Origin of the sequence: Vibrio sp. (assembly GCF_050299255.1) — a bacterium.
Taxonomy (GTDB): Bacteria; Pseudomonadota; Gammaproteobacteria; order Enterobacterales; family Vibrionaceae; genus Vibrio.
Map to the genome: position 1 here is coordinate 87,692 of NZ_JBNKVP010000003.1, position 10,462 is coordinate 98,153.

Sequence of the window (10,462 nt, forward strand, 5' to 3'; positions counted from 1 at the left end):
GCACAAGTTGCAATAACTAATTGTGAATATATCACTTTAAGCAACTGAATGTCTGATTTAGTATGGTTCCATTCAGCAATGATTGCTGACCAATACGGATGAATCAAACAGGAGCGCCCCATGGCTAACTATTTTAATACCCTGAACCTGCGCGAGCAGTTGGACCAATTAGGTCGTTGTCGTTTTATGGACCGTGAGGAATTCGCCTCAGAAGCGGATTACCTGAAAGGCAAGAAAGTGGTTATTGTCGGCTGTGGTGCGCAAGGTCTGAACCAGGGTCTGAACATGCGTGACTCTGGTCTGGACGTAGCATACGCACTGCGCCAGGCCGCGATCGATGAACAACGTCAGTCATACAAAAATGCTAAAGATAATGGCTTTGAAGTGGGCAGCTACGAAACGCTGATCCCGCAGGCGGATCTGGTGGTCAACCTGACTCCGGACAAGCAGCACACCAATGTGGTTGAAACCGTGATGCCTCTGATGAAACAGGGCGCAGCACTGGGCTACTCTCACGGCTTCAACGTGGTAGAAGAAGGAATGCAAATCCGTCCTGACCTGACTGTCGTGATGGTGGCGCCTAAGTGTCCGGGTACTGAAGTACGTGAAGAATACAAACGTGGCTTTGGTGTGCCTACTCTGATTGCGGTTCACCCGGAAAACGATCCGAAAGGCGAAGGCTGGGATATCGCTAAAGCGTGGGCGGCAGCGACCGGTGGTCACCGTGCCGGCTGTCTGGAATCTTCATTTGTAGCAGAAGTAAAATCTGACCTGATGGGCGAGCAGACCATTCTGTGCGGTATGTTGCAAGCCGGTTCTATCGTCTGCTACGAGAAAATGGTCGCAGAAGGTATCGACCCAGGTTACGCGGGTAAACTGCTGCAATACGGCTGGGAAACCGTGACTGAAGCACTGAAGTTCGGCGGCATCACACACATGATGGATCGCCTGTCTAACCCGGCTAAAATCAAGGCGTTTGACCTGTCAGAACAGTTAAAAGATCTGATGCGTCCGCTGTACAACAAGCACATGGACGACATCATCGCCGGCGAATTCTCGTCTACTATGATGGCAGACTGGGCAAACGACGACGTTAACCTGCTGAAATGGCGTGAAGAAACCGGTGAAACCGCGTTTGAAAACTATCCGGAAAGCGATGTGGAAATCTCTGAGCAAGAGTACTTCGACAACGGTATCCTGATGATCGCGATGGTACGTGCCGGGGTTGAGCTGGCGTTTGAAGCTATGACGGCATCAGGCATCATCGACGAGTCGGCTTACTACGAGTCACTGCACGAGCTGCCGCTGATCGCCAACACGGTTGCCCGTAAGCGTCTGTACGAAATGAACGTGGTGATTTCAGATACGGCTGAATACGGTAACTACCTGTTTGCCAACGTAGCGACTCCGCTGCTGCGCGAACAGTTTATGCCTAACGTTGGTGTAGACGTGATCGGTAAAGGTCTGGGCGAGACATCGAACCAGGTCGACAACCAGCGCCTGATCGAAGTAAACGATGCGATTCGCAATCACCCGGTTGAATACATCGGTGAAGAGCTGCGCGGCTACATGACAGACATGAAACGCATCGCCGTTGGCGGCTAAGTGTAAGGATTTGGCGGCCTGAGCGGGCCGTCAACTGACTCCAAGACAGGTTGGAGTGATAAATACAACAATATAATCAAACACAACGAAAAAGGCTTGCCCATCCGGCAAGCCTTTGTTGTTTCTAGCGCGAGCTTACTGCTCTTTGTCGGCCAGTCTGCTTTCCAGCTCCGCCAGCTTCTGCTCCATCTCGGTCAGCTTCTGACGCGTGCGCAGCAGCACCTGAGTCTGGACGTCAAACTCTTCACGACTGACCACATCCAGCTTATTCAGTTGGCCCTGAATGACCTGGCGCATTTTCTGCTCCACATCGGCACCCAGCTCTTTCACTGGCTGTGGCATGGATTCATGGATCTGTTTAGCAATTTGCTCTAATTTTTTCGGATCAAACATAGTGGCGTAAACTCCTGTCAATATCGCTCCATTTTATGTAATTGCGCCTTGAAAGTCGCCTACTGAGGTAGAAAAAAAGGCCACCGAAGTGACCTTTAACTAGTTATCAGCGTTTGTTCAGCGATTAATTGGCCGTTTTGCTGGTGTTGGTTTCGACAAACACCGGCAGTGGTTTGTGTTTTTCTGCCAGGTAGGTATAGATCACCGGCAATACAAACAGGGTGAACAGGGTACCGATCGCCAGACCTGCCACGATCACGATACCGATGCTGAAGCGCTGTGCGGCACCGGCACCGGTGGCATACATCAGCGGGATCAGACCGGCAATCATCGCCGCAGTGGTCATCAGGATCGGCCGCAAGCGTACTTTGGCTGCCATCAGCACCGCTTCCATCCGCGATAACTGATAATGCAGTTGCTGCTCTTTGGCCACCTCACAAATCAGAATACCGTGTTTGGTGATTAGCCCCACCAGGGTGATCAGGCCCACCTGTGAGTAGATGTTCATCGAGGCGGCGCCCCAGGCCAGCGCGATCAGCGCGCCACAGATCGCCAGTGGTACCGACACCATGATCACCACCGGGTCTTTCAGCGATTCAAACTGAATCGCCAGCACCAGGAAGATGATCGCCAGTGCCAGGCCAAAGGTGGCGTACAGCGCACTACCTTCGGTGACGAACTGACGTGCTTCACCCATGTAGTCGTGGTTGTAACCGTTCGGCAGTTTGGTTTCAGCGATATTTTCAAACCAGTCGATGGCGGTGCCCATAGTGGTACCCGGCGCCGGCACCGCGCCGATAGTGGCGGAGTTGAGCTGGTTGAAGTGTGGCAGCGAACGCGGTTCAGCGACCACATCGATGTTGATCAGGCTGCCGAGCGGAATTGCACTGCCATCTACCGAGCGTACATAGTAGTGATTCATCGACTCAGGATTGAGACGCCATTTACGTTCTACCTGAGGGATCACTTCGTATGAGCGGCCATTGAGGTCAATACGGTTAACGTAACCGTCGGCCATCATAGTGCCCAGCGTGGCACCGATGTCCTGCATGGTCACCCCATAGGCCCCGGCCTTGTCTTTGTCGATATTGATTTTCATCGTCGCAGAATCGAAATTCAGATCCAGGTTGGAATAGACGAAAATCGGATTCGACTGTACATCGGCCAGGATTTCACTGGCGATGGTAAACAGGCTCTCAAACGCATTCGGCGTGGTCAGGACAAACTGGATTGGCAACCCTGAGCCTGCACCAGGCAGTTCCGGCATCTGGAAGGCGGAAACCGACATTCCGGGTACATTGGAGACTAACTGACCGACCCGGGCGGCGACCTCGGCCTGGCTGGCCTCGCGTTCACTCCATGGCACCATGGATGCGATACCAAAGGCCTGGTTAGAGTTAGGCACACCGGTAAAGATCTGTGCGTAGGCCACTTCAGGCTGGTCAGACAGAATCTGATTGACCTGATTCATGGTATTTTGCATGTAATCCAGATTGGAGTTGGACTGACCGGTACCGATCAGCATCACCACGCCTTTGTCTTCTGCCGGCGCCAGTTCCGATGGAATGAACTTAAACAGCATCGGCAGGCTGACAAATACGATCAGTGCAAAGGCCAGGAAGACCGGACGACGGTTCATCACATTGCGCAGCGCACGCTCATAAGCATTGGTCAGCTTGTCCAGCATGTTGTGAACGGTTTGCTCAAACTTGTTCGGCTCTGCATTGCTTTTGAGCATTTTGGAACACATCATCGGCGACAGGGTCAGCGCCACCACACCGGAGACAAAGACCGCCCCGGCCAGGGTGAGGGCAAACTCTTTAAACAGCGATCCGGTGATCCCGCCCATCAGCGCGATCGGCGCGTAAACGGCGCCCAAGGTCAGCGTCATGGCGATAACCGGGATGGCAATTTCACGGGTACCTATGATGGCAGCGCGAAACGGCGACTCTCCCAGCTTAATATGCCGGTCGACGTTTTCCAGTACCACGATGGCATCATCGACCACCAGGCCGATGGCCAGTACCATCGCCAGCAGCGTCATCAGGTTCCAGGAGAAACCCATTGCCTGCATCACCATCGCCACCCCGATCAGAGAAAGCGGAATGGTGACGATAGGAATAAATACCGCCCGCAGTGAGCCGAGGAACAGGGTGATCACCACCAGTACAATCAGCGCCGCTTCAACGATAGTCTTGATTACCTCGTTGATCGACTCGTTGATGGCGATGGTGGTGTCGTACAGGATGCGCATCTCTATGTTGCTGGGCAGGTTGCGCTCCAACTGAGGCAGTAACTGCCGTACATCATGGGCAATATTAATCGGGTTGGCACTCGGGGCGGCGTTGATCGCAGCCACGACCGCTTCCTGGCCATTGGCGCTGGCGCGGTAGATGTCGTGACTTTTCTCCAGGCTGACTTTGGCGATATCGGCCAGTCGGATCACTTCACCTTCGCCGGATTTTACCACCAGGTTTTCCAGTTCATGAACATTGGAAACCTGGGTATCGGCACTGCCGTTATACAGCACAAACTCGCCGGTAACCTGGCCAGTCGCAGACTGGTAGTTGTTGGCATTTAAGATCGCCATCACGTCGGTGGCGGTCAGGTTCAGTGCTGCCATCTTGGCCGGGTCGAGCCAGATACGCAGCGCGTATTTCATCCCGCCGTACAAATCGACTTTGGAAACACCGCTAACGGTAAACAGCTGTGGGTTGATAACCCGCTCCAGATAATCGGTAATCTGGCTGGATGACAGTTCATCACTGGTAAAGCCGACGTACATCACCGCGGTTGCCGAACCGGTCGACATGGTCACGGTCGGGTCTTCTGACTCTTTTGGCAACTGAGAGCGAACCGAGTTGGTCTTGGCCAACACGTCCGACAGGGCTGCGTTCGGGTCGGTATTGAGCTTCATATTGACCGTGATGGTCGATTTGCCCAGGGTCGACTGAGATGTAATGTAGTCGATGTTGTCTGCCTGCGCGACCGCCTGTTCCAGAGGTTGGGTAATAAAGCCCTGGATCAGATCGGCGCTGGCACCATAGTAGCTGGTGGAGACAGTGACCACGGTATTGGTCATTTCCGGATATTGGCGGACCTGCATTTTGAACACGGCCTGTAGACCGAGCAGGGCAATCAGAAAGCTGATCGATACCGCCAATACCGGACGTTTGATGAAAACATCAGTAATGCGCATGAATCCTCCGGTTACAGCATCGGTGTTTCGGCAGGCGGAGTGGTCGCGTCATTTTCGACGATACGCACTTTCGCGCCATTACTCAGCCGCACCTGGCCAGTGGTGACGACTCTGTCGCCTGGCTTCACGCCGGACAGGATATGTGCCACGTCATTAGCGCGTTCGCCAACTTTAACGATTTGCTGCTGGACGCGCAGGTCACCCTCTTGTTCGGCCACGATGTAGACGTTATCGCCGTACAGGGTATAAGTGATCGCCGTCTGCGGCAGAGTAACCTGCTCAGTCAGTTTTGGTAGCACAATATTGGCCCGGGCGAACATACCGCTGCGCAGCATGCCATCGCTGTTCGGAATGTCGGCCTGGACCTGAATCATACCGCTCTGGACATTTACCGCCGGTTCAATCGCTGTGATGGATCCCTGGAAGGCTTTTTCCGGGTAGGCATCGACAAAGATATTTACCTGTTGTTCTAGGCGAATGCGCGAAATATCGGTCTGAGGAACGGTGAAACGCAGCCGCATTACACTGGTGTCTTCCAGACGGACAATGTCGTTACCCGCTTGTAGGTACTGACCCAGATACACCTGACGGATACCGACCACGCCGGCAAATGGTGCGCTAATTTCACGTCGGTCGATGGTCGCTTTCAGGCTTTCAATGTCTGCTTGCAGCGACAAATAGCTCGCTTCGGCATCATCATAGGCTTCTTTAGACACGGAGCCTTTTTTGTACAGGCCCTGATAACGCTCATACTTGGCTTTGGCTGCCGGTAGGCGAGCCTGGGCACTTTTCAGGTTGGCTTTTTCCACCGCGGAGTCGAGCACGACCAGCAGTTGGTCCTCTTTCACCTGGACACCGGATTCAAACAGGATTTTATCGATCACACCGCTGGCCTTACTGGCCAGGGTGACGCCCTGGTTAGGCTCGATAAAACCGATCGCTTCAATCACAGGCACCCAGTCTACCGCCTGCACGTCTGTCACCGTGACCGGGAATTCTGGTTCCGGACGGTTGGCCATATATTCAGCAATTTTCTGTTGCTTGAACAGGTTAAAGCCTATTACGCTGCCAAACAGCAGTACCGCAATAAGCAGCATAAAAAATATCCACTTTTTCATTCTGACGAAAACTCCAAATCAGTGTTTTATAATTGCATCCCAACTGGCTTCTATGGCCATTTCAAGTTGCTCTTCATCGAGCTGATACAAGCCCATTGCGTGTTTTTTTGCCATTACCAGGCAGGCTTCAAAAGTTAATCCACCTAAAACTTCGTTATCGAGCGGTTTGAACAGGCCTTGTTCGCGTCCTTCATCGAACAGCCGGTTTATTTCCACGAATAGCTCTCGCTCCAGTGCTCTGGTTTCACTGTCGATGGGACAGGGCAGAGACTCGTATTGCATTCGGTTACTTATAATGGCCACATTGGATGACTTTATATTCCAGATGTTTAACCACATGATGCGAAAACGCTGTTTCAGTGGCATGTCACGGCTGACGCCAGCCTGCACCACTTTGGCGACGCGTTTCACAACGTTGAAACGAACTTCGCGCAGCAGGTGATCTTTATCGGTGAAATAGCGGTAGATAGTGCCTGCAGCAACGTTAGCCCGGCAGGCAACCTTTTGCATCGACAAGCCTTGAAAACCGACTTCAGCAATCAGAACTTCAGCGGCATCAATAATTTGCTGGCGTTTGTCGTTAGGGGGCTCTGTCATCATATCTCCATCCAGTGAATGAACGTTCATTCATTATCGCCGCAACTGCCCGGTGATAGCAAGTCTTGAAATAGGTGGTTAAATAAAAATCTCTTTACTGAGACGGTGGCAATCCTCTCGGTGCGTCTTTATTATAGGCGCCACCTTGATTCACCAGAGAAGCCGATGAAGCTCAATCCAAGACAAGATGAAGCCGTAAAATATGTCTCCGGACCTTGTTTGGTCTTGGCCGGAGCCGGTTCCGGCAAAACCCGGGTGATCACCAATAAAATCGCCTATCTGGTTCAGCAGTGTGGCTATAAGGCGCGCCACATTGCGGCGGTGACCTTTACCAATAAAGCGGCCCGTGAGATGAAAGAGCGGGTGGGTCAGACGTTAGGTCGCCAGGAAGCCAAAGGCTTAATGGTGTCGACCTTCCATACCCTGGGGCTGAATATCATTAAACGGGAATATCGTCAGTTGGGCTTAAAGGCCGGCTTTTCGCTGTTTGATGATCAGGACCAGTTAGCGCTGCTAAAAGAGCTGACGGAACAACAGCTCGACGGCGACAAAGATTTGCTGCGCCAGCTGATCAGCACCATTTCCAACTGGAAAAATGACATGCTGACCCCACAGCAGGCACAAGCTCTGGCTAAAGGAGAGCAACAGCAGTTGTTCGCGTTCTGTTTTGAGCAGTATCAGAAACAGATGAAAGCCTACAACGCCCTCGATTTTGATGATCTGATTATGCTGCCGGTGCATCTGCTGCGCAGTGATGAAGAAGTTCGCCAGCGTTGGCAGAACCGGATTCGCTACCTGCTGGTGGATGAATATCAGGATACCAACACCAGCCAGTACGAACTGGTCAAATTGCTGGTGGGCGAACGGGCCCGGTTAACCGTGGTGGGTGACGACGACCAGTCCATCTACTCCTGGCGTGGGGCAAGGCCACAAAACCTAGTGTTGCTCGGTCAGGATTACCCGAATCTGCGCCTGATTAAACTGGAGCAGAACTACCGCTCGACCAGCCGAATTCTGCGCGCGGCCAACATCCTGATTGCCAACAACCCGCACGTGTACGAAAAAGCGCTGTTCTCTGAGCTGCCGGACGGCGAAAAACTGAAAGTGCTGACGGCCAAAAACGAAGAACACGAGGCCGAACGGGTGACCGGCGAGCTGATTGCGCATAAATTTCTCAATCGTACCGAGTACCGCCATTACGCGGTGCTGTACCGCGGCAACCATCAATCGCGGCTGATTGAAAAATCGTTGATGCAGAACCGGATTCCTTACAAGCTGTCCGGTGGCACTTCGTTCTTCGCCCGGGCAGAAATCAAAGACATCATGGCTTACCTGCGGGTGCTGGTGAATCCGGACGACGACAACGCGTTTTTGCGCATTGTGAATACGCCACGCCGGGAAATCGGCCCGGCCACGCTGGAAAAACTCGGCAGTTACGCCAATATGCGCGGTAAAAGCCTGTTTGAAGCCAGCTTTGAACTGGGGCTGGAGCAGCACCTGACCGGACGAGGGCTGGAAAACCTGCGTCGTTTCACCGAGTGGCTGGTCAAAATTGCCGACCAGGCCGAACGGGGCGATACCGTGGCGGCGGTGCGCGCTCTGGTGCGGGACATCAACTACGAAGACTGGCTGTACGAAACGTCTTCCAGCCCGAAAGCGGCGGAAATGCGAATGAAGAACGTGTCCGATCTCTACTCCTGGATTGTGGCCGATCTGGAAGGGGATAATTACGACCAGCAGGAGAAAAACCTCAAGGAAGTGGTGCAACGGCTGACGCTGCGCGACATGATGGAGCGGGGTGAAGAGGATGAGGACAGCGATGCCGTCCAGCTGATGACGCTGCACGCCTCTAAAGGGCTGGAGTTCCCTTATGTCTACCTGATCGGCAGCGAAGAGGGCATCTTGCCGCACCAGACCAGCATTGACGAAGATAACGTCGAAGAAGAACGCCGGCTGATGTATGTGGGGATCACCCGCGCCCAGCGTGAACTGACCTTTACTATCTGCAAGGAGCGACGTCAGTTTGGCGAGCTGATTAAGCCGAGCCAGAGTCGTTTTCTCGATGAACTGCCGTTTGATGACGTGGAATGGGAGCAGAGCAAAAAGCCGGTTTCACAACAAGAGCGGATGGAAAAAGGCCAGGCGCATATCGCCAACCTAAAGGCGATGTTTAAAAAATAGCTCGCGGGATGGATCAACGCGGAATGCGTGTCTGCTGTCAGTAACCGGCACAAACAAAAAAAGGCTTGGTATTAACCAAGCCTTTTCTCTAGCCGAAAGGTCAGATTACAGACCTTCAATCATATGCTCGATCGCGGCGACGATTTCGTCATCGCTACAGTCCATACAGGTCCCTTTCGGTGGCATGGCGTTAAAGCCGTTGATGGCGTGGTTTTTCAGCACGTCGCGGCCTTGTGCAATACGTGGAGCCCAGTCGTCGGCGTTACCCGTTTTTGGCGCACCGCTAACACCGGTTGAGTGACAGGCGGTACAGAAAGTGTTGTATACCTGGGCGCCGTCACGCGGGCCTGCAGGTTCCGCCGCTACTGGCTCACTGCCGGCCAGGTAAACGTCACCGACAGGTTTAATACGTTTAGCGATAGCGTCTTGTTCTTCTTGGCTGATACCTGCAGCCATAGCTGCAGCACTTGAAAGGGCCAGAGTGGCGACCAAAGCGGTTATGATTTTTCGTGACATATCCATTAAACTCACTTTACATTCCTGAAGGTAAGTGCTTGCTTACCCGTTATTAGAGTATCAATATTGATTTTTCGACGTGAAACGCTGTTAAATCAATGTAAATATTAGGTGATTATATCCTGATAACCTGTTGCAATAAACAACAAGTTAGCCGCAGAAAGCGGATTATGAGATGTGAAATAGCGCTCGGTCACACTTTAATTGCCCAAAAACGCGCCAAACGGTAAAAAAAGTTGAAAAAGTACTAGACGGCATAAGGTGATATACGTATTATTCCACTCCGCCGATAGGGCATGCGCCCGTAGCTCAGCTGGATAGAGCGTTGGCCTCCGGAGCCAAAGGTCGAAGGTTCGAATCCTTTCGGGCGCGCCAGTCTCCCCGGAGGGTATCTCTGGAGGAACTATCGGTAAAAAATTGTGGTGGCTATAGCTCAGTTGGTAGAGCCCCGGATTGTGATTCCGGTTGTCGCGAGTTCAAGTCTCGTTAGCCACCCCATTCTCGGTGAATAGCGCAGTTTGGTAGCGCATCTGGTTTGGGACCAGAGGGTCGGGGGTTCGAATCCCTCTTCACCGACCACTTTCTTTCAATCAGGCCCAAGTGGCGTGATTATTAGATTGGTAAAGAGTCAAAACTCGGTAAACCACTGAAGCATCAGGGTGTCGATTCTCTTAACCAACTTAGCAAATTTTTGGTGGCTATAGCTCAGTTGGTAGAGCCCCGGATTGTGATTCCGGTTGTCGCGAGTTCAAGTCTCGTTAGCCACCCCATTATTCTCGGTGAATAGCGCAGTTTGGTAGCGCATCTGGTTTGGGACCAGAGGGTCGGGGGTTCGAATCCCTCTTCACCGACC

7 protein-coding genes and 5 tRNA genes are annotated in these 10,462 nt (G+C 52.7%); 7 read left to right on the forward strand and 5 right to left on the reverse strand.

The features are described 5' to 3' along the window. Positions 1–120: 120 nt before the first annotated feature. Positions 121–1,605, forward strand: coding sequence for a ketol-acid reductoisomerase (ilvC, locus tag ACQY6F_RS02195; protein WP_428771943.1), 1,485 nt, complete (start codon positions 121–123; stop codon positions 1,603–1,605). Positions 1,606–1,740: 135 nt separating this feature from the next. On the opposite strand, the gene ubiK is transcribed toward ilvC, so the two are convergent. The 4 genes from ubiK to ACQY6F_RS02215 all read right to left on the reverse strand — a co-directional run bounded on the left by ubiK (position 1,741) and on the right by ACQY6F_RS02215 (position 6,915). Further along, the gene (ubiK, locus tag ACQY6F_RS02200) at positions 1,741–1,998 is read right to left on the reverse strand and encodes a ubiquinone biosynthesis accessory factor UbiK (RefSeq protein ID WP_428771984.1); all 258 of its coding nucleotides are present in this window, start codon (positions 1,996–1,998) and stop codon (positions 1,741–1,743) included. A gap of 124 nt (positions 1,999–2,122) precedes the next feature. Next, positions 2,123–5,197, reverse strand: coding sequence for a multidrug efflux RND transporter permease subunit (locus tag ACQY6F_RS02205; protein ID WP_428771944.1), 3,075 nt, complete (start codon positions 5,195–5,197; stop codon positions 2,123–2,125). 11 nt (positions 5,198–5,208) lie between these two features. Next, positions 5,209–6,315: an efflux RND transporter periplasmic adaptor subunit gene (locus ACQY6F_RS02210; protein WP_428771945.1), complete on the reverse strand. Its 1,107-nt coding sequence runs from the start codon at positions 6,313–6,315 to the stop codon at positions 5,209–5,211. An 18-nt stretch (positions 6,316–6,333) separates the two neighbouring features. Continuing rightward, positions 6,334–6,915 carry a TetR/AcrR family transcriptional regulator gene (locus ACQY6F_RS02215; protein WP_428771985.1) on the reverse strand — a complete coding sequence of 194 codons (582 nt, stop codon included), beginning with the start codon at positions 6,913–6,915 and terminating at the stop codon, positions 6,334–6,336. Positions 6,916–7,077: 162 nt separating this feature from the next. Here ACQY6F_RS02215 and rep point away from each other — a divergent pair, with 162 nt between their 5' ends. Beyond that, positions 7,078–9,093 carry a DNA helicase Rep gene (gene rep / locus ACQY6F_RS02220; protein ID WP_428771946.1) on the forward strand — a complete coding sequence of 672 codons (2,016 nt, stop codon included), beginning with the start codon at positions 7,078–7,080 and terminating at the stop codon, positions 9,091–9,093. A 105-nt stretch (positions 9,094–9,198) separates the two neighbouring features. Here the strand turns inward: rep and ACQY6F_RS02225 are convergent, their stop codons facing one another. Next, complete coding sequence (locus ACQY6F_RS02225; RefSeq protein ID WP_428771947.1) at positions 9,199–9,615, reverse strand: c-type cytochrome; 417 nt, start codon at positions 9,613–9,615, stop codon at positions 9,199–9,201. A gap of 292 nt (positions 9,616–9,907) precedes the next feature. Here ACQY6F_RS02225 and ACQY6F_RS02230 point away from each other — a divergent pair. The 5 genes from ACQY6F_RS02230 to ACQY6F_RS02250 all read left to right on the forward strand — a co-directional run bounded on the left by ACQY6F_RS02230 (position 9,908) and on the right by ACQY6F_RS02250 (position 10,460). After that, a tRNA-Arg gene (locus tag ACQY6F_RS02230) sits at positions 9,908–9,984 on the forward strand. Positions 9,985–10,031: 47 nt separating this feature from the next. Beyond that, positions 10,032–10,107, forward strand: a tRNA-His gene (locus ACQY6F_RS02235). 4 nt (positions 10,108–10,111) lie between these two features. After that, a tRNA-Pro gene (locus ACQY6F_RS02240) sits at positions 10,112–10,188 on the forward strand. A 115-nt stretch (positions 10,189–10,303) separates the two neighbouring features. Beyond that, positions 10,304–10,379, forward strand: a tRNA-His gene (locus ACQY6F_RS02245). Between the two features lie 7 nt (positions 10,380–10,386). Beyond that, positions 10,387–10,460: transfer RNA gene (locus tag ACQY6F_RS02250), tRNA-Pro, on the forward strand. The last annotated feature ends 2 nt before the right edge of the window (positions 10,461–10,462 follow it).

Coding starts and splice junctions, on each gene's coding strand:
- ACQY6F_RS02205 (WP_428771944.1), bottom strand. CDS start 5,197: ATGCGCATTACTGATGTTTTCATCAAACGTCCGGTATTGGCGGTATCG.
- ACQY6F_RS02210 (WP_428771945.1), bottom strand. CDS start 6,315: ATGAAAAAGTGGATATTTTTTATGCTGCTTATTGCGGTACTGCTGTTT.
- ilvC (WP_428771943.1), top strand. CDS start 121: ATGGCTAACTATTTTAATACCCTGAACCTGCGCGAGCAGTTGGACCAA.
- ACQY6F_RS02225 (WP_428771947.1), bottom strand. CDS start 9,615: ATGGATATGTCACGAAAAATCATAACCGCTTTGGTCGCCACTCTGGCC.
- rep (WP_428771946.1), top strand. CDS start 7,078: ATGAAGCTCAATCCAAGACAAGATGAAGCCGTAAAATATGTCTCCGGA.
- ACQY6F_RS02215 (WP_428771985.1), bottom strand. CDS start 6,915: ATGATGACAGAGCCCCCTAACGACAAACGCCAGCAAATTATTGATGCC.
- ubiK (WP_428771984.1), bottom strand. CDS start 1,998: ATGTTTGATCCGAAAAAATTAGAGCAAATTGCTAAACAGATCCATGAA.